We start from the raw sequence: 18,099 nt of genomic DNA, 5'->3' as shown, positions 1-18,099 counted from the left end.
CAAAAGCGGGAGGGGATGCAGCGATGACCGGGCAGCCGAGTCTACGCGTCGTGATCGTCGGTGGGGGGACGTCGGGCTGGATGACCGCGGCGGCGATCGCGCGTTTGTTGCCAGCGCGTTGCAGCCTGCACCTCATCGAGTCCGAGGCGATCGGGGTAATCGGCGTCGGCGAGGCGACGCTGCCGCACATCCGAGGCTTCATCGAAAAGCTCGGCATCCGCGAGGCCGATTTCATGGCCTGGACACGCGGTACGTTCAAATTGGGTATCGAATTTCGCGACTGGGGAAAGATCGGCGACAGCTATGTCCACCCCTTCGGCACCTTCGGTCGCGGCACCGGCGAGGTCGACTTCCACCATTACTGGACCCGGCTGCGACTCGCGGGCGTCGACGTGCCGCCGCTCGAGCGCTTCTCCTATGGCTGCATGCTGGCCCGCGCCAACCGGTTCGACCTGCCCGCGGCCGACCCGTCGCAACTCGCCTCCACCTATGGCTATGCCTATCAGTTCGATGCGCTGCTGTTCGCGCCCTATCTGCGCAGCATCGCGGAGGGGCTGGGCGCGGTGCGTACCGAGGGCAAGGTGGTGGAGGTGCTGCGCGACGGCGCGAGCGGGAACATCACCGCCGTGCGGCTGGACAACGGCGAGTGCATCGAGGGCGACCTGTTCGTCGACTGCTCGGGCTTCCGCTCGCTGCTGCTCGGCGAGGCGCTGGCGGAGCCGTTCGAGGACTGGAACCACTGGCTCCCCGCCGATCGCGCGGTGGCGATGCCGTGCCGCACGGCGACCTCGGTCACCCCCTATACCAGCGCGATCGCGATGCCGGCAGGATGGCGCTGGCGCATCCCGCTGCAGCACCGCACCGGCAACGGCTATGTCTATGCCAGCGCCTTCACCTCGGACGCGGCGGCGACGCAGGCGCTGACCGGCGCAGTGGAAGGCGCCGCGCTCGCCGATCCGCGCGTGCTGCGCTTCCGCGCGGGGCGGCGGCGGCGCAGCTGGGTGAAGAACTGCGTCGCGATCGGGCTGGCGAGCGGCTTTCTCGAACCGCTCGAGTCGACCAGCATCTATCTGGTCCAGCAGGCGATCACCGCCCTGATCGAGCTGTTTCCCGAAGCAGCGGACGCGCCGATCGAGCGCGACGAGTTCAACCGGCTGATCGACCTGGAATATGACCGCATCCGCGACTTCCTGATCCTCCATTACCACGCCACCACACGCACCGACACCGACTTCTGGAACTATGTCCGCACCATGACGGTGCCGGACAGCCTCGCCGAGAAGATCGAACTGTTCCGCCGTGCCGGCCGGGTGGTGAAGTATCGCGAGGGCGTGTTCCTCGATGCGAGCTGGATCGCGGTCTATGTCGGCCAGGGGATCCTGCCCGAGGGCTATGATCCGCGTGCCGACGCCGCCGATGCGGCGGCGCTGCTGCAGGGGATGCGCGCGCTGGAGGCGGAGATCGCCGCCACCGTCGCGCGCGTGCCCGAGCATCTGCGCTATATCGATCGCTATTGCGCGATGGCGGCCGCGGCATGAGCCTCGGCCAGGTCCTCGTGGTCGGCGGCGGGCTGACCGGCTGGTCGACCGCCGCCGCGCTCAAGCGGCGGGTCCCGACGCTTTCGGTGTCGATCCTGCCGCTCGCCCCCCCGGCCGATGCGCTGGCCGATCGGATCGCGACGACCCTGCCCTCGATCCTCGGCTTCCATGCCGATCTCGGCATCGGCCTCGGCGACGGCGTCATGCGCACCGGCAGCATCTATCGCCTCGGCACGCTGTACAGCGACTGGGTGGACGGCCTGCCCGACTATGTCCACGCCCATGGACCGCACGGCGAGCCCGTCGACGGTGTGTCCTTCCACCATCTCTGGGCGCGCGCGGCACGGGACGACGTCGCGGCGCCATTCGACGCCTTTTCGCCCGCCGCGGCAATGGCGCGCGAGGGACGCTTCGTGCTGCCGGCCGAGGACGGGATTCTGGGCGCGCATGGCTTCGGCCTCGCGCTCGATCTGCGCCGCTATCTTGGCATGCTCCAGGCGTTCGCCCGGCATGTCGGCGTGCGCACGCTCGACGGCGCGTTGGCAGGGGTTGAGCGCGCGGCCGATGGCAGCGTCGCGGGGGTGGTGCTCACCGACGGCATCCGGGTGACCGCGGATCTGTACTGCGATTGCAGCGGCCCCGCCGCCCGCGTGCACGGCGTGACGGGGAGCGCGCGCGAAAGCTGGCAGCGCTGGCTTCCCTGCGATCGCCTGGTGCTGGAGCATGCTGCGCCGGCCGACGATCCGGCGCCGATGGCGTGCGTGACCGCCACCGCGCAGGGCTGGCGCTGGACGAGCGCCACCCAGCAGGGCGCGGTCTACAGCGCCGCGCACAGCCAGCGCGACGATGCCGCGATCCGCTTCGAGGCGGGCGCGGCGCTCGAACCCTGGCGGCACAATGTCGTCGCGATCGGCGATGCGGCCGTGACGATCGAGCCGCTCGAATGGAGCAACCTCCACCTCGCCCATAGCGCGATCGACCGGCTCATCACGATGCTCCCGGCCGGTGCGCCGCATCCGCTCGAGGCGGCCGAGTATAACCGCCAGGCGCTCGCCGAAGCGCGGCGGGTGCGCGATTTCGTGCTGCTCCATTATGTCACGGCGCGGCGCAGCGGCCCATTCTGGCACGACGTCGCCAGCGCCGAGCTGCCCGACTCGCTCGCGCATACGCTGCGCCTGTTCCGCGAACGCGGCCGCCTGCCCTTCTACGAGGAAGAGACCTTCGATCGCGACGGGTGGCTGTCGGTGCTGTTCGGCCAGGGCGTGCTGCCGCGCCGGATCGACGCGCTGGCCGATGCCGTGCCGCACGCCCGCGCCGCCGACGCCATGGCCCGCTATCGCGACCGGATCGCCCAGGCGGTCCGCCCCCTCCCTACCCTCGCCGCCTTCCGCGCCGCGCAATCGAGGCATTTGCATGAACGAGCATAACATCCGCGACGTCGTCATCGTCGGCGGCGGCACCGCCGGCTGGATGGCCGCCGCGGCGTTTTCGCGCTTTCTCAACAACGGCTATACCCGCATCACCCTGATCGAATCCGACGAGATCGGCACGGTCGGTGTCGGCGAGGCGACGATCCCGCCGATCCTGCGCTTCAACCAGATGATCGGGCTGGACGAGAACGAGTTCCTCGCCGCGACCGGCGGCACCTTCAAGCTGGGGATCGAGTTCGTCGACTGGGGCGGACTGGGCGAGCGCTATTTCCACCCCTTCGGCAATTATGCGCAGGATCTGCAGGGCGTGCATTTCCACCAGCTCTATCTGCGCGAGCGGGCGCGGCGGGCGATGCCGGACATCGCCGAATGGTCGATGAGCGCGATGGCGGCGTCGATGGGCAAGTTCGGCCGCCCCTCGGCCACGGCGCAGACTCCGGTGCGCGAGCTGTTCTACGCCTTCCATTTCGACGCCGGCCGCTACGCCCAGCTGCTCCGCCGGGTGTCGGAAGCGCGCGGCATCACCCGGATCGAGGGCAAGATCAGCGACGTGACGCTGCGGCCCGAGGACGGCTTCGTCCAGTCGGTGACGCTGGCGGACGGCCGCACCGTGGCGGGCGACCTGTTCATCGACTGCTCGGGCTTTCGCGGCCTGCTGATCGAGGAGGCGCTGCAGACGGGCTATGAGGACTGGCGTCACTGGCTGCCCTGCGACCGCGCGGTGGCGGTGCCCTGTGCCAATGTCCGCGATCCCGATCCCTTCACCCGCTCCACCGCGCGGGAAGCGGGCTGGCAGTGGCGCATTCCGCTCCAGCACCGGATGGGCAACGGCCATGTCTATTGCAGCGAGTTCCTCGACGACGACACCGCCGAGCAGCAGCTGATGGCGTCGCTGGAAGGCCCGGCGCTCGCCGACCCCCGGCGGCTGCGCTTCACCACCGGCCGGCGGCGCGAGAGCTGGTCGCGCAACGTTGTCGCGCTCGGCCTGTCGAGCGGATTCCTCGAACCGCTCGAATCGACCAGCATCCATCTGATCCAGAGCGGTATCGCCCGGCTGATCGCGCTGTTCCCCGACAAGCGCTTCGATCCGATCGAGCGGCAGGAATATAACCGCCAGATGCGCGACCTGTACGAGGACATTCGCGACTTCATCATCCTTCACTACAAGGCGACGACGCGCACCGACACGCCGTTCTGGAACCGCGTGCGGACGATGGACATCCCCGAAAGCCTGGCGAACAGGATCGCGCTGTTCCAGGGCAAGGGCCGGCTGTTCCGCGAAGGCAATGAGCTGTTCACCAACACCAGCTGGGTGGCGGTGTGCCTGGGGCAGCACATCGTACCGCGCGAGCACGAACCCGCCGCCGACGCGCTCGACGAGAACCTCGTCGCGCAGGCGCTGGAGCAGATGCGCCAGGGCTATCGGGAGACCGCGCAGAAGATGCCCACCCATGCCGCGTTCCTCGCGCGCATCGCCCCCCAGCAGGCCCCGCCGCCCCCTGCCGAGCCGCTGCCGGTCTTCTCCTTCGCGCAGGACGCGCCGTTCGCCGCACCGGGATCGCCGGTGTGAGGGACGATCACCTCCGACGGATCGTGATCGTCGGCGGCGGCACCGCCGGCTGGATGGCGGCGGCTGCGCTCGGCAAGCTGGTCGGCACCTTGCCGGGCTTGCAGATCGCGCTGGTGGAATCGGATGCGATCGGCACCGTCGGGGTCGGCGAGGCGACGATTCCGCACATCAACCTGTTCAACCGGATGCTCGGCATCGACGAAGCCGCGTTCGTCCGCGAGACCCGCGCCACCTACAAGCTGGGCATCGAGTTCGTCGACTGGCTGCGGCTCGGCACCCGCTATGTCCACCCCTTCGGCGTCTACGGGCTCGACATGCTGGGGGTGGAGTTCCACCATTTCTGGCTCAAGGCGCGCACGCTGGGCGACACCACCCCGCTCGACGCCTATTCGATCGGCATCGCCGCGGCCCGGCGCGGGCGCTTCGCGCATCCCCGGCCGGACCAGCCCCATTCGCCGCTCGCCCGGCTCGGCTATGCCTTCCAGTTCGACGCCGGGCTCTATGCCGGCTTTCTCCGGCGGCTGGCCGAGGGGCTGGGCGTGCACCGCACCGAGGGGCGGATCGTCGAGGTTCGTCGCGACGGCGAGAGCGGCCATGTCGCCGCCGTCCGGCTCGAATCGGGCGCCGAGGTCGCGGGTGACCTGTTCGTCGATTGCTCGGGCTTTCGCGGTCTCCTGATCGAGCAGACCATGGGCGCCAGCTTTTGCGACTGGACGCACTGGCTGCCCTGCGACCGCGCCGTCGCGGTCCCCTGCGCGCCGGGGGGCGAGCGCCTGCCGCTCACCCGGGCGACGGCGCGGGCGGCGGGCTGGCAGTGGCGGATCCCGCTCCAGCACCGCACCGGCAACGGCTATGTCTATGCCGGCGAGCATCTCTCCGACGACGAGGCGACGGCGACGCTGCTCGCGAACCTCGACGGGCCTGCGCTCGCGGAACCCCGCGCGCTGCGCTTCCGCGCCGGGCATCGCGACCGTGCCTGGATCGGCAATGTCGTGGCGCTGGGGCTCGCCGGCGGCTTTCTCGAACCACTCGAGTCGACCAGCATCCACCTGATCCAGTCGGGCATCGGCCGGCTGATGGCGCTGTTCCCCAGCCGCGGCTTCGATGCGCCCGAGATCGACCGCTTCAACCGCGAGACCGCGCAGGAATATGCCGACATCCGCGACTTCCTGATCCTCCACTACAAGGCCACCGAGCGCGACGACACCGCCTTCTGGCGCCGCTGCCGCGACCTTGCGCCGCCCGAGAGCCTCGCCGAGCGGATCGCACTGTTCCGCCGCAACGGCCGCATTCTGCACGAGCAGCGCGAGCTGTTCCAGGCGCCGAGCTGGCTGGCGGTGATGACCGGCCAGGGGATCGCACCGGCGGGCTATCATCCGGTCGCCGATCTGCTATCCGACGCGGAGACGCGCGAGCGCCTCAACCACATCGCGCAAGTGATTGAGGAGACGGCCAATACCATGCCGCTGCACGACGACTACCTCCGCCAGATCGGCTGCGCGCTGCCACAGCTCCGGCGGGCTTCGTGACCGATCTCCCGGCGCCGCGCCCGATCCGTGAACGGGGGCCGATCGACCGCGCACGGTTCGATGCAGAGATCCGGCCGGCGCGGGAACCCGTCGTCCTGCGCGGCCTCGCCACCGCCTGGCCGGCCGTGCACGCCGGGCGCGCCGGCGCCGAGGCGACCGTCGCCTATTGCAAGCGCTTCAGCCATGATCGCGCGGTGAACGCGATCGTCGGCGAGCCTGCGATCGGCGGTCGGTTCTTCTACAAGGACGACTTCACGGGAATGAACTTCGTTCGTGGCCTCTCGCCGCTCGATCCGTTCCTCGACCGGCTGCTCCGCGAGCTGGAACGTCCGACCGGCTATGCGATGGCGATCCAGTCGATCCTGGCGCCCGACCTGCTGCCCGGCTTCATCGCGGAAAATGCGATCGACCTGGTCGGCGACGCGATCGTGCCACGGCTGTGGCTCGGCAACCAGCTGCGCGTCGCGGCGCATTACGACCTGATGGAGAATATCGGCGTGGTGGTTGCCGGCCGGCGGCGCTTCACGCTGTTTCCGCCCGACCAGGTCTCGAACCTCTATATGGGCCCGCTCGAATTCACGCCGGCGGGCACGCCGACCAGCTTGGTCGACATCGCCGCGCCCGATCTCGCCCGCTTCCCGCGCTATGCCGAAGCCGCGCGCCACGCGCAGGCGGCAGTGCTGGAGCCCGGCGACGCGATCTACATCCCGTTCCTGTGGTGGCACGCGGTCGACTCGCTCGATCCCGTAAACCTGTTCGCCAATTACTGGTGGACCCACCCCCAGCCCGCCATCCTCAACCCGCACGACGCGCTGTACCACGCGCTCTTCTCGCTGCGGCTGCTGCCCGAAGACCAGCGACTGGCATGGCGGGCGATGTTCGATCATTTGGTGTTCCAGCTCCACGGCGATCCCGCGGCGCATATTCCCGAGCCCGTACGTGGCGTTCTTGGGGAGCCGACCCCCGATCAGATCGAGCGGGCCCGCGAGACGCTGCGTCGCGCGCTGGCAGCGCAATCGTGACGTCGACGAGCCGAGCGTAGAGCCGCTACGGCCGCCCAATTGTCGTGGAACGATTTCAAATATGCCCGAATAGCGGGTAGAACGTAGCGGCCCTCCCTATGTCGCAGGCCAACAGATGCAGATTGAATATAGTTTTTGTATCTTCCAACATATTTTGGCAGACGAACTCTACGCGCCGCTATACATATAGCGACGGCATCAAGCCGCACAAAATGAGAGGGACGCAGCATGTCTGAGCAGATCAACACCGATCCCGTTGAACTGGCAAGCGATCTTACCATCGCCTGGCTTTCCAATCCGAATAACCGCGCGACGATGGAAGACGTTTCTACCTTCCTTCGACAGATGCATGCGGACGTGATCGCGCTCTCGGGCCAGACCAGCGGTGTCGACGTTGCCGGCGACGACGCAACGTCGGGAGAATTCACGCCGGCCGTGTCGGTCCGCAAGTCGCTCGCGTCGAAGGACCACATCATCTCGATGATCGACGGGAAACCGTATCGCACGCTGCGCCGGCATTTGAGCACGCACGGCCTTACGCCCGAAGAGTATCGGGAGCGCTATAATCTGAAGCCGGATTATCCGATGGTGGCGCCGACCTATTCGGAACAGCGCCGCGCGATGGCGCACAAGATCGGGCTGGGCGCCAAGGGGCGTGCGGCACGCACCGTCACTGCCGACGCAGCCCCTGCCAAGGCCGCGCGCAAACCGCGCGCGCGGACCGCTGCTGCCGACTGAGCCGCTGTCGCGTGGTCCCGGGCGGCTACATCCGGGACCCCGCGACGCACATGCGGGGTCAGTCCCGCATCCGAGGTGCGGTAACCCCTGCCCCGGTCTGCACCACGGGCTTCATCGTGCCGTCGGGGTTATATTCGAGCCGCTCCACCGTCACCGCGCGGCGCCCGATCGCCCCGCTCAGGTCGCCGATCGCCAGCGTGGCGTTGTGCAGGAACAGGTACCAGTCGCCCTTGAACTGGACGATGCCGGGATGGATGGTGAAGCTGTACTTGCCCGAGCCGGTCAGCTCGCCGCGATAGGTCCAGGGACCCTGGATCGACGGCGCGGTCGCATAAGAGACCTTCTCGTCGCGGTGCTTCGAGCGGTCGAGCGACGCATAGGTGAGGTAATAGAGCGCGCCGCGCTTGTGCAGCCACGGCCCTTCCTCGAAATGCGGCGGGGTGATCTCGGTGATCGGGCCGTCGATCTCGATCATGTTGGGCTTGAGCTTGGCGATATAGCATTGCCGGTTGCCCCAGGCGATCCAGGTGGTGCCGTCGTCGTCGGTGAAGACGGTAGGGTCGATATCCTCCCAGCTGTGGGTGCCCTTGGGCGTCATGCTGTTGGTAATCAGCGCCGATCCCTTGGCGTCGACGAACGGCCCGGTCGGGCTGTCGGAGACCGCGACGGCGATCGCCTTGCCGGGGTTGGTCGCGTCATGCTCGACCGCGGCGTAGAACCAGAACTTGCCGTTCTTCCGGATCATCTGCGAGGCCCAGGCATCCTTCGTCGCCCATTTGAAATCGGCGACGTTCAGGATCGCGCCGTGATCGGTCCAGTGGCGCATGTCGGTGGTCGAATAGACCAGCCATTCTCGCATGTTGAACATCTCGTCGCGCTGTGCCTCGTCATGCCCGACATAGAGATACAGCCGGTCGCCGACGACCAGCGGCGCGGGATCGGCGGTGAACTTGTCGCGGATGATCGGGTTGGCGCCGGGCACCGGCGTCGCGTCAGCCTGCGCCAGCGCCGACGCGGGCATGCCGAGCGGCGCCAGGCAGGCGGCCGCCAGCATCGTGCGCAAAAAAGCCTTGGTCATCATCCTCTCCCTGTGACGCGGCGACAATAGTCCGAGTAGATCGGGCGTCAACGAGGGATGAAAGCGCGGCCGCTTGCCCCTAGATAAAGCACATCATGCTGGCATCCTCGCTCCTCGCTCCGTCCGCCAATCCGCTCCTCGATCGCTGGACCACGCCCGACGGCGTGCCGCCCTATGATCGCATCCGTGCCGAGGACTATGCGCCGGCGTTCGACTCCGCGCTCGCCGAGGCGCAGGCCGAGTATCGCCGCATCGCCGACGATCCCGCCGCGCCCAGCTTCGCGAACACGATCGAGGCGATGGAGGGCGCCGGCCGGCTGCTCGGCCGGATCGCCAGCACCTTCTTCACCGTCGCCTCGGCGGACGCGACCGACGCGATCCAGGCCATCGAGGAAGCGGTGACGCCCAAGCTCATCCGGCTGCAGAACGATACGCTGCTCGATCCCGCGCTGTTCGGCCGCGTCGATGCGCTGTGGCAAGCGCGCGCAACCCTGTCGCTGACCCCCGAACAGGCGCGGCTGCTGGCGGAGACGCATCGACGATTCCTGCGCGCCGGCGCTGCGCTCGCGCCCGCGCAGCGCGCCCGGGTCGCCGCGATCAACGAGGAACTGGCGACGCTGGGCGTCCAGTTCGGCCAGAAGCTGCTCGCCGACCAGAAGGCGGGCAGCGTGCTGCTGGCTGCCGCGGAGGTCGAGGGACTGCCCGAGGACCAGCGCAGCGCCGCCGCCACCGCGGCGCAGGGTGCGGGCCATGCCGACGGCTTCCTGTTCGCCGCTACCCGCTCCGCCGCCGAGCCCTTCCTCACCGCCGCGCCGGACCGCGCCGCGCGCGAGAAGATCTGGCGCGCCTTCGTGCTGCGCGGCGACCAGGGCAACGCCAACGATACCAATGCCATCATCGCCCGGATGGTCGCGCTGCGGATCGAGCGCGCCACGCTGCTCGGCGCGACAAGCCATGCCGACTTCGTGCTGCAGGACCAGATGGCCAAGACGCCCGCCGCCGCGACCGAGTTGCTGATGCGCGTCTATCGCCCGGCGCTCGCCCGCGCCGAGGAAGAACTGGCGGACATCGCGGCCCTCGCCGCGAAGGACGGCATCGCCAAGGTCGAGCCCTGGGACTGGCGCTATTATGCCGAGCAGGTGCGCAAGGCCCGCTTCGACCTCGATGAGGTGGCGGTGAAGCAGTATCTGCTGCTCGACAACATGGTGGCGGCGCTCTTCGACACCACCCACCGGCTGTACGGTATCACCGCGCACGTGCGCGCCGATATCCCCGTCTATGCCGAGGGCGTGCGCGTCTGGGAATTGCGCGAGGCGGACGGCCGCACGATCGGCCTGTTCTATGCCGACTGGTTCGCACGCCCGACCAAGCGGCCCGGCGCCTGGATGAACAGCCTGCGCGACCAGAACACCCTGTTCGGCGAGCTGCCGATCGTCGTCAACAACCAGAATATCGTGCCGCCGGCACCCGGCCAGCCGGTGCAGATCTCGCTCGACGAGACGCGGACGCTGTTCCACGAATTCGGCCACGGCCTGCACGGGCTGCTCAGCCAGGTGCGCTATCCCAGCCTGTCCGGCACCGCGGTGCCGCGCGATTTCGTCGAGTTCCCCAGCCAGGTCTATGAGCATTGGGCGATCGCGCCCGAGACGCTGCGCCGCTACGCCCGCAATGCCGCCGGCGCGCCGATGCCCGAGGCGATGCTGCAGGCGCTGCTCGACGCCCGCACCTTCAACCAGGGCTATCAGACCGTCCAGCAGCTCGCCTCGGCGATTCTCGACATGCGGCTGCACGCCTTGCCCCGCCTGCCCGAGGATTTTGACGCGCGTGCCTGGGAAGCGGCGGAACTGAAGGCGCTCGGTGTGCCCGAGGCCGTCGGCATGCGCCATCGCCTCGCGCAGTTCAGCCACATCTTCGACGGCGGCTATTCGGCCGGCTATTACGCCTATACCTGGGCCGAGGTGATGGATGCGGACGGGTTCGACGCGTTCCGCGAGGCCGGCGACCTCTACGATCCCGCGCTGGCGGCAAGGCTCCGCCACGAGGTGCTGGCGCGCGGCAACAGCCGCGATCCCGCCGAGAGCTATGCCGCCTTCCGCGGGCGGATGCCGACCGCAGACGCGCTGCTGCGCAACCGCGGGCTGCACTGATCGACGCGGTCTCCGCCGGCAAGATCGTCCGCGAAGGGTGACGCGGCCGCTCGGAGGCTGGTAGGGCAGTCGGCCTCCATCGGTGCTGGTCAGGAAAACGGAAATGCCCAAGCTTCTCCAAACGCTGCTCTGGATCCTCGTCACGCTGGCGGGCACCGCGGCGCTGGCGGTGATCGCCAGCGCGCGGGGCGAGCCGATCAACGCGCTGTGGGTGCTGGTCGCCGCCATCTCGGTCTATCTGATCGCCTATCGCTTCTATGCCCGCTTCCTCGCCAGCCGCGTGGCGCAGATCGATCCCGGCCGGCCGACCCCGGCGGTGCGCCGCCCCGACGGCACCGATTTCGTGCCGACCAACCGCAACGTGCTGTTCGGCCACCATTTCGCTGCGATTGCCGGTGCCGGACCGCTGGTCGGCCCGGTGCTCGCCGCGCAGATGGGCTATCTGCCCGGCATGCTCTGGATTCTCGCGGGCGTGGTGCTGGCCGGCGCGGTACAGGACTTCCTCGTCCTGTTCCTGTCGGTGCGCCGCGACGGTCGCTCGCTGGGCGAGATGGTGCGGATGGAGCTCGGCGCCTGGGCCGGCACGATCGCGATGGTCGGCACCTTCCTGATCATGGTGATCATCCTGGCCGTGCTCGCGCTGATCGTCGTGCGCGCGCTGGCCCACAGCCCCTGGGGGACCTTCACCGTCGCCGCGACCATACCGCTCGCCGTGGTGATGGGCATCTACATGCGCTTCCTGCGCCCGGGCCGCGTCGGCGAGGCCTCGCTGATCGGGCTGGTCGGGCTGTTCGCGGCGATCGTCTACGGCCAGCAGGTCGCGGCGAATCCCGCGCTTGCCGCCTGGTTCAGCTACACGCCGGTCCAGCTGTGCGGGATCCTGGTGGTGTACGGCGCGATCGCGGCGCTGCTGCCGGTCTGGCTGCTGCTCGCGCCGCGCGACTATCTGTCGACCTTTCTCAAGATCGGCGCGATTGCGGCGCTCGCGATCGGCATCGTCGTCGTCGCGCCTCCGCTCCGGATGCCGGCGCTCACCCGGTTCGTCGACGGCAGCGGGCCGGTCTGGTCGGGCACGCTGTTCCCCTTCCTGTTCATCACCATCGCCTGCGGTGCTGTCTCGGGCTTCCACGCGCTGATTTCCAGCGGCACCACCCCCAAGCTGATCGCCTCCGAGGGCGACCTGCGCTTCATCGGCTATGGCGCAATGCTGATGGAGAGCTTCGTCGCGATCATGGCGCTGATCTCCGCCTCGATCCTCGATCCCGGCATCTATTTCGCGATGAACAGCCCGGCCGCGGTGGTCGGCACCCAGCCCGAGACCGCCGCCGCCGCTGTCACCGCGATGGGTTTCCCGATCGCCGCCGAGACCATCGCCGCGACCGCGCGCGACGTCGGTGAGACGACGATCATCAGCCGCGCCGGCGGCGCCCCCACCCTGGCGGTGGCGATGGCGGACATCTTCAGCCGGATGATCGGCGGCCGCGCGATGATGGCCTTCTGGTACCATTTCGCGATCCTGTTCGAGGCGCTGTTCATCCTCACCGCGGTCGACGCCGGCACGCGCGCCGGGCGATTCATGCTGCAGGACCTGATCGGACTTGCCGTGCCCAGCTTCCGCAACGCGACCGGCGCGGTGCCGGCCCTGGTCGGCACCTTGCTCTGCGTCGGCGCCTGGGGCTATTTCCTCTACCAGGGCGTCACCGATCCGCTGGGCGGGGTGAACACGCTGTGGCCGCTGTTCGGCATCGCCAACCAGATGCTCGCCGCGATCGCGCTGCTGCTGGCGACGGTGGTCCTCTTCCGCATGAAGCGCGACCGCTATGCCTGGGTGACCTTGCTCCCCACCGCCTGGCTGCTCGCCTGCACCGTCTCGGCGGCGGGGCTCAAGCTGTTCTCCGCCGATCCGCGGGTGAGCTTCCTCGCCCATGCCGCCCGCGTCCGCGAGGCGATGGCGCGCGGCGGTTTGCTGGCGCCGGCCAAGTCGGTGGCGGAGATGCGCAGCATCCTGTTCAACGACCTGGTCGACGCCGCTTTGTGCGGACTGTTCCTGGCGGTCGTGCTGGCGACCCTGGTGTTCGCGGTGCGGGCATGCCTGGCCGCCAGGCGGGCGGACCGGCCGACGATGCACGAACTTCCGCTAGCAGCGGCGGGCTGAGCGATGCGCCTGCTGCACAAGGGCTTCTGGACGGGGATGCGCGAGGCGATCGGGCTGATTGCGGGCGTGCCCTCCTATGAGCGCTATCTGGCACACATGGCGGCCTGCCATCCGGACCAGCCGCCGCAATCGCGCGCTGCCTTCTTCGCCGCCTGCCAGCGCCAACGCTATGGCCGCGGCAAAGGCCGCTGCTGCTGACGGCGCGCGCGCCGGGGGTCTCGGCCACACCGCACAAAGGTCCGACATCCTCCGTTATTCCCCCCGCCAGCGATCATAGTCGGTGACTGGGGACGGGGCACTGTCAGGACGATAATCGTCCACTTGTGCGATCTTGTCGGGCACCGGGCGAATGCGCGAAACCTCCATCATCGCCTTGCCCGACAAGGCCGGCGCGCGCCAGCATCGCTCGGGCCGCCTCGGCAAAGGCCGCGCAATCCTGCTGCGCCGAGGGCAGCGCCTGGCGGAAATGGACGAAGCCGTGGATCATGCCTGCCGCCTCCAAGCGGGTGACCGGCACGCCGGCGCGTTCGACGCGATCGGCATAGGCGCGGGCCGCGTCGCGCAGCGGATCCAGGCCGGCGGTGTGGAGGAGCAGCGGGACCGGTGGGACCGGGCCATGGAGGCAGTCATGGCGGGGATCGCCCGGAGTCGCCCGATATTGGGCGTCGAACCACGCCATGTCGTCCGCCGCGAGGAAATAACCGGTGCCGAACGCGCGGTGCGACGGCCAGTCCTTGCCGCCGCCGACATAGGGGTAGAGCGCCCAGCAGGCCTGGACCGGAACCGCGGCGGGACGTAGCGCCAGCTGCTGCGAGGTGACGATCGCCAGATTGCCCCCGGCGCTGTCGCCGCAGGGAATCAGCCCGGCCACCCGGAAGCCGAACACGTCCGGCGCGTCGGCGATCCAGCGCGCCGCCGCCTCGGCATCGTCGACCGCCGCCGGGAAGGGATGTTCGGGGGCGAGGCGATAGTCGATCGCCAGCACCGGCAGGTCCAGCGTGTCCGCCAGCCAGGTGCAGAAGCTGTGATGGGTGCCGAGATCCCCGATCACGAAGCCGCCGCCATGGAAGAACAGCACCAGCGGGCCGGACATCCGATCGAGCCGGCGATCGTACAGGCGGGCGGCGAGCGGTCCGGCAGGTCCCGGCACCGTCCAGTCCTGTACTCGGGCTATGGGGAGCGGCGGCAGATCGGCCACCGCGCAATTAGCCCGCATCATCAGCCGCGCCGCCTCCACCGGCAGCGCCGAAATTGGCGGGGCGGCAGGCTCCGCGATATAGGCGAGGAAGGCGGCGACGTCGGGCCGCGGCATGGTGTCGGTCATGCGGCCTGCTCCATCAGCAATACCGGCTTGATCACGGCGCCGGATTCGGAATCGTGCGCCGCTTGGTCGATCGCGGCGAAAGGATAGGTGCGCACCAGCTTCTCCATCGGCAGCCAGCCGGCACGATAATGGGTGATCAGCTCGGGAATGAAGCGCTGCGGATCGATGCCGCCCTCCACCACGCCGATGATCCTGCGCCCGACGCTCATGATCGCGGACGCGTCGACGGCGAGCTTGGGCTCGGGAGGATAGGCGCCGACCAGCGCCAGCGTCCCGCGCGGAGCGAGCAGGTCGACCGCCGGACCCAGCAACGCCGGCACGCCGGTGGTGTCGACGATATGGTCGAACGGCCCCGACAGCGCAGCGAGGCTGGTGGCGACGTCGGTCGCGCCCAGTTCGCGGCCGAGTTCCAGGCGGTGAACGTGGCGGTCGAGCAGCGCGATCCGCCCCGCCCCCGCGATCGCCGCCGCCATCACCGCGGCAAGCCCGACCGCGCCGGCGCCGAAAACGGCGATGGACTGGCCCGCCGCCACCTTCAGCGTCTCGAGCACCGTGCCGGCCCCGGTCTGGATCCCGCAGCCGAGCGGGGCGAGCAGATGCAGCGGCAGGTCCGCATCCACCTTGACCATGTTGCGCGGATGGGCGAGCGCATGGGTGGCGAAGGCGGACTGGCCGAAGATGTTGCTGCCGATCCGATCCCCGCCGCGCCACAGCCCGCCCTGGTCCGGCCCCAGCGCGCCGAGGAAGTTGCGCGGGAAGAATTCGGGGCAATAGCCGGGCTGGTGATCGCGGCAGGCCCGGCAGGCGCCGCAGCTGTCGAAGCTGAGCAGCACATGGTCGCCGGGGGCGAGGCCGCTCACCCCCGGCCCCACCGCCTCGACCACGCCGGCGCCCTCATGTCCGAACACGGCGGGGAACGGCACCGGCAGCGCTCCGTCGCGCATCACCATGTCGGTGTGGCACACGCCGCAGGCGACGATCCGCACCAGCACCTGGCTGGGCCCCGGCGCATCGATCCGCAGCGTCTCGATGCTGAAGGTGCCGCCCGCCGCCTCGGTGACGGCTGCCTGGATGTCCATGATCTTGCGTCCTCTAGAATTTGAAGCCGAAGCGCGCATACCATTCGCGCGGGCGGCTATAGGTGCCGAAGAAGGTGCCGTCGGCGATGTTCGAGCCGCCGGAGCTGAGATAGCGATTGTCGGTCAGGTTGGTGCCGCCGACGGTGAGCGTCCAATGGTCGTGCGGCTCCTGATAGGCGATGCTGGCATTGACCAGATCGATCGCGCCGCGCCGCAGGATGAAGGTCCGCTGGGTGTCGTTCCACACGCTGCTGGCATGGCTCCAGTCGGCGAGGAAGATCAGCGATGCGCCATTGCCGATCCGCGTCTCGTAGCGCGGCGCGATGTTGGTCTTCCAGTTCGGCGTCTTGGGCAGCGATGCGCCGACCACGGTGCCCGCCTGGAACTGGTTGGGGCCGCCCACCGCCGCCGCGGCGGGTGAGACGCTGGTGTAATAGGCGTCGACATAGCCGAGCGAGGCATTGATGGTGAGGCCGCGCACCGGCGCCGCGATCGCCTCCAGCTCGAAACCGCGGATCCGGGCATTGCCGGCATTGGCGATGGTCGGCGAGGTGCCGATCTGGATGTTGAGCTGGATGCCCTTGTACTCGGTGTTGAAGGCGGCGGCGTTGAGCTGGAGCTTGCGGTCGAGCAAGGTCGACTTCACGCCGATCTCGGTCGTGGTCGCGGTCTCCTCGTTGAAGTCGGGCGCGACATTGCCCTGCGGGTTGGTGAGGCGCGTGGTCCAGCCGCCGGTCTTGTAGCCGCGCGACCAGCTGCCATAGACCATGACGTTGTCGTTCGGATGCAGCTGCAGGCCGAACTTGGGCGAGAAGTCGCTGAACTTCTTGCGGTTCACCCCCGGCACATAGACGCGCACCGGATTGCTGGGATCGGGATAGCCGAGACCGGTCTGGCAGGTCACCGGCGCGAGCGGGAACGGCCCGTTCGGCGTGATGTTGCCATTGGCGTCCGAACAGCCGAACAGCTTGTAGTTGAAGCCGTTCAGCTCCTGCTGGCCGCCCTCGAAGCGCTTCTTCTCGTTGGTGTAGCGACCGCCGATGGTGAGGCCGAGCCATTCGGTGGGGCGATAGTCGATCTGGCCGAACGCGGCATAATTGGCCGTTTCCAGTCGGTTGGGGCCGTCCACCTGCACCTGGCCCTCGGCGAAGGTGACGTAATCGTGGAGGTTGCCCGCTTCCTTGAAATAATAGCCGCCGAGCACGTAGTTCAGCTTGTTGTCGAGCGCCTTGCCGAGCAGCTGGACTTCCTGGCTGAACTGCCACTGGTGCATGGTGAAGCTGAGCTGGAGGAAGTTGAGCGGCGAGCCGTCGGCGTCGAGCCCGGCGGCCCAGTCGAGCTGACGATAGGCGGTGATCGACTTGACCGCGATGGTGTCGCTCAGGTCATAGTCGATGACGCCCGAGAAGCCCCAGTTCTTGAGGTCGGAAAAGCTGTTGCCGGTGGCATAGCTCTTGTCCGGATCGGCGAGGACATAGCGGCTGTCCCAGGGCAGCCGGTCATTCGCCGGGTTGCCGTCGACATTGACGCCGGCATAGCTCGGCACCTGGAAGCGCGGGTTGAACTGGGTGCCGGAGGTGCCGCACAGCGCCTGTGCCCCCCGCGCGGCGATCTGCGCCGAGGTCGCGCCGATGCAAAAATTGTAGAGCCCGGCGAAGTTGAAGCCGGTGGTGCCGGTGGGATCGAAGCCGGTGCCGGGCAGGTTGCTGGTCCCGGCGAAGTTTCCGGGCACCGTTTCCGCCGTGCCCAGCAGCTTGTTGGCGCTGGTGCCCTTGTCGCGGCTGTAATCGCCCGACAGCGTGAGGCTGAGCGGGCCGCCGTTCGACCATTTGGCCTTGCCGCGCAGGTTCCAGTTGTCGTTGCCGCCTTCGCGCGTCGAGTTGCCGTACCCGGCCGCCGAAAAGGCGGTGTAGGAAGGCGTGTTGTTGGTACGCTGGTCCGGATAGGGGATGCGCTCGAGATAGCCGTCGCGCGACTGCACCCCGAAGCTGAGGATTGCGCCCAGCGTGCTGGTGATCGGAATATCGACCGCACCGCGCGCGGCCAGGCGCTTGTAGCTGCCCGTGGTCACGTCGCCCTGGACGCGGAATTCCTTGCCGGGGTCGCGGGTGACGATCGAAATCGCGCCGCCGATCGTGTTGCGGCCGAACAGCGTGCCCTGGGGCCCCTTCAGCACCTCGACGCGAGCGACGTCCATCAGGTCCTGGTTCGCGCCCACCGTGCGAGCGAGATAGACGCCGTCGAGATAGAGGCCGACGCCGGGATCGATGTTGAAGGCGAAATCGTCCGAGCCGATGCCGCGGATATAGGCGGAGAGCACCGCGGGCGAGCCCGAGAAGGGCGTGCCGGCATCCAGATTGACGTTGGGTGCGATCGCCGAGAGCTGGGCGACGCTGCCGACCTCCGCTTCCTTCACCGTAGCGGCGCCGAAGGCGCCGATGGCGTGAGCGACGTCACGGGCCTGCTCGGCTCGGTCACTCTGTGACCAG

The 18,099-nt window shown here is 68.7% G+C and carries 13 protein-coding genes; 9 read left to right on the top strand and 4 right to left on the bottom strand.

Annotated features, from left to right (window positions below):
- Positions 1 to 23 precede the first annotated feature (23 nt).
- From CA234_RS17305 to CA234_RS17280, 6 genes are all read left to right on the top strand, one after another.
- Complete coding sequence (locus tag CA234_RS17305) at positions 24 to 1,538, top strand: tryptophan halogenase family protein (protein WP_126002332.1); 1,515 nt, start codon at positions 24 to 26, stop codon at positions 1,536 to 1,538.
- Positions 1,535 to 2,965, top strand: coding sequence for a tryptophan 7-halogenase (locus tag CA234_RS17300; RefSeq protein WP_126002331.1), 1,431 nt, complete (start codon positions 1,535 to 1,537; stop codon positions 2,963 to 2,965). The genes CA234_RS17305 and CA234_RS17300 overlap by 4 nt, the downstream gene beginning before the upstream one ends.
- Positions 2,952 to 4,538 carry a tryptophan halogenase family protein gene (locus CA234_RS17295; protein ID WP_126002330.1) on the top strand — a complete coding sequence of 529 codons (1,587 nt, stop codon included), beginning with the start codon at positions 2,952 to 2,954 and terminating at the stop codon, positions 4,536 to 4,538. The genes CA234_RS17300 and CA234_RS17295 overlap by 14 nt, the downstream gene beginning before the upstream one ends.
- Positions 4,535 to 6,067, top strand: a complete 1,533-nt coding sequence (locus CA234_RS17290) for a tryptophan halogenase family protein (RefSeq protein WP_126002329.1) — start codon at positions 4,535 to 4,537, stop codon at positions 6,065 to 6,067. The genes CA234_RS17295 and CA234_RS17290 overlap by 4 nt, the downstream gene beginning before the upstream one ends.
- Positions 6,064 to 7,089: a cupin-like domain-containing protein gene (locus CA234_RS17285; RefSeq protein WP_126002328.1), complete on the top strand. Its 1,026-nt coding sequence runs from the start codon at positions 6,064 to 6,066 to the stop codon at positions 7,087 to 7,089. The genes CA234_RS17290 and CA234_RS17285 overlap by 4 nt, the downstream gene beginning before the upstream one ends.
- Positions 7,090 to 7,317: 228 nt before the next feature.
- Positions 7,318 to 7,827, top strand: coding sequence for a MucR family transcriptional regulator (locus CA234_RS17280; RefSeq protein WP_125976380.1), 510 nt, complete (start codon positions 7,318 to 7,320; stop codon positions 7,825 to 7,827).
- Between the two features lie 58 nt (positions 7,828 to 7,885).
- Here CA234_RS17280 and CA234_RS17275 read toward each other — a convergent pair whose 3' ends face one another.
- Positions 7,886 to 8,905: a glycoside hydrolase family 43 protein gene (locus tag CA234_RS17275; RefSeq protein ID WP_241213560.1), complete on the bottom strand. Its 1,020-nt coding sequence runs from the start codon at positions 8,903 to 8,905 to the stop codon at positions 7,886 to 7,888.
- A 95-nt stretch (positions 8,906 to 9,000) separates the two neighbouring features.
- On the opposite strand from CA234_RS17275, the gene CA234_RS17270 reads away from it, so the two are divergent.
- From CA234_RS17270 to CA234_RS17260, 3 genes are all read left to right on the top strand, one after another.
- Positions 9,001 to 11,052, top strand: a complete 2,052-nt coding sequence (locus CA234_RS17270) for a M3 family metallopeptidase (RefSeq protein ID WP_125978103.1) — start codon at positions 9,001 to 9,003, stop codon at positions 11,050 to 11,052.
- 103 nt (positions 11,053 to 11,155) lie between these two features.
- The gene (locus CA234_RS17265; RefSeq protein WP_125978105.1) at positions 11,156 to 13,207 is read left to right on the top strand and encodes a carbon starvation CstA family protein; all 2,052 of its coding nucleotides are present in this window, start codon (positions 11,156 to 11,158) and stop codon (positions 13,205 to 13,207) included.
- Between the two features lie 3 nt (positions 13,208 to 13,210).
- Positions 13,211 to 13,405, top strand: a complete 195-nt coding sequence (locus CA234_RS17260; protein WP_125978107.1) for a YbdD/YjiX family protein — start codon at positions 13,211 to 13,213, stop codon at positions 13,403 to 13,405.
- 103 nt (positions 13,406 to 13,508) lie between these two features.
- On the opposite strand, the gene CA234_RS17255 is transcribed toward CA234_RS17260, so the two are convergent.
- The 3 genes from CA234_RS17255 to CA234_RS17245 all read right to left on the bottom strand — a co-directional run.
- A complete protein-coding gene (locus CA234_RS17255; RefSeq protein ID WP_125978109.1) occupies positions 13,509 to 14,531 on the bottom strand; it encodes an alpha/beta hydrolase in 1,023 nt (340 codons plus the stop codon).
- Positions 14,528 to 15,610 carry an NAD(P)-dependent alcohol dehydrogenase gene (locus CA234_RS17250; RefSeq protein ID WP_125978111.1) on the bottom strand — a complete coding sequence of 361 codons (1,083 nt, stop codon included), beginning with the start codon at positions 15,608 to 15,610 and terminating at the stop codon, positions 14,528 to 14,530. The genes CA234_RS17255 and CA234_RS17250 overlap by 4 nt, the downstream gene beginning before the upstream one ends.
- Before the next feature lie 13 nt (positions 15,611 to 15,623).
- The coding region (locus CA234_RS17245) for a TonB-dependent receptor (RefSeq protein ID WP_126002327.1) at positions 15,624 to 18,099 on the bottom strand (2,476 nt) is incomplete at its 5' end.

The organism is Sphingomonas sp. ABOLE (genome assembly GCF_003950455.1).
Taxonomy (GTDB): Bacteria; Pseudomonadota; Alphaproteobacteria; order Sphingomonadales; family Sphingomonadaceae; genus Sphingomonas; species Sphingomonas trueperi.
This window is presented reverse-complemented; position numbering and strand designations above follow the sequence as displayed.

What these genes read in the sequence shown, in the direction of transcription:
- CA234_RS17305 (WP_126002332.1), top strand. Translation starts at nt 24, where the DNA reads ATGACCGGGCAGCCGAGTCTACGCGTCGTGATCGTCGGTGGGGGGACG.
- CA234_RS17275 (WP_241213560.1), bottom strand. Translation starts at nt 8,905, where the DNA reads ATGACCAAGGCTTTTTTGCGCACGATGCTGGCGGCCGCCTGCCTGGCG.
- CA234_RS17280 (WP_125976380.1), top strand. Translation starts at nt 7,318, where the DNA reads ATGTCTGAGCAGATCAACACCGATCCCGTTGAACTGGCAAGCGATCTT.
- CA234_RS17260 (WP_125978107.1), top strand. Translation starts at nt 13,211, where the DNA reads ATGCGCCTGCTGCACAAGGGCTTCTGGACGGGGATGCGCGAGGCGATC.
- CA234_RS17270 (WP_125978103.1), top strand. Translation starts at nt 9,001, where the DNA reads ATGCTGGCATCCTCGCTCCTCGCTCCGTCCGCCAATCCGCTCCTCGAT.
- CA234_RS17250 (WP_125978111.1), bottom strand. Translation starts at nt 15,610, where the DNA reads ATGGACATCCAGGCAGCCGTCACCGAGGCGGCGGGCGGCACCTTCAGC.
- CA234_RS17295 (WP_126002330.1), top strand. Translation starts at nt 2,952, where the DNA reads ATGAACGAGCATAACATCCGCGACGTCGTCATCGTCGGCGGCGGCACC.
- CA234_RS17255 (WP_125978109.1), bottom strand. Translation starts at nt 14,531, where the DNA reads ATGACCGACACCATGCCGCGGCCCGACGTCGCCGCCTTCCTCGCCTAT.
- CA234_RS17265 (WP_125978105.1), top strand. Translation starts at nt 11,156, where the DNA reads ATGCCCAAGCTTCTCCAAACGCTGCTCTGGATCCTCGTCACGCTGGCG.
- CA234_RS17300 (WP_126002331.1), top strand. Translation starts at nt 1,535, where the DNA reads ATGAGCCTCGGCCAGGTCCTCGTGGTCGGCGGCGGGCTGACCGGCTGG.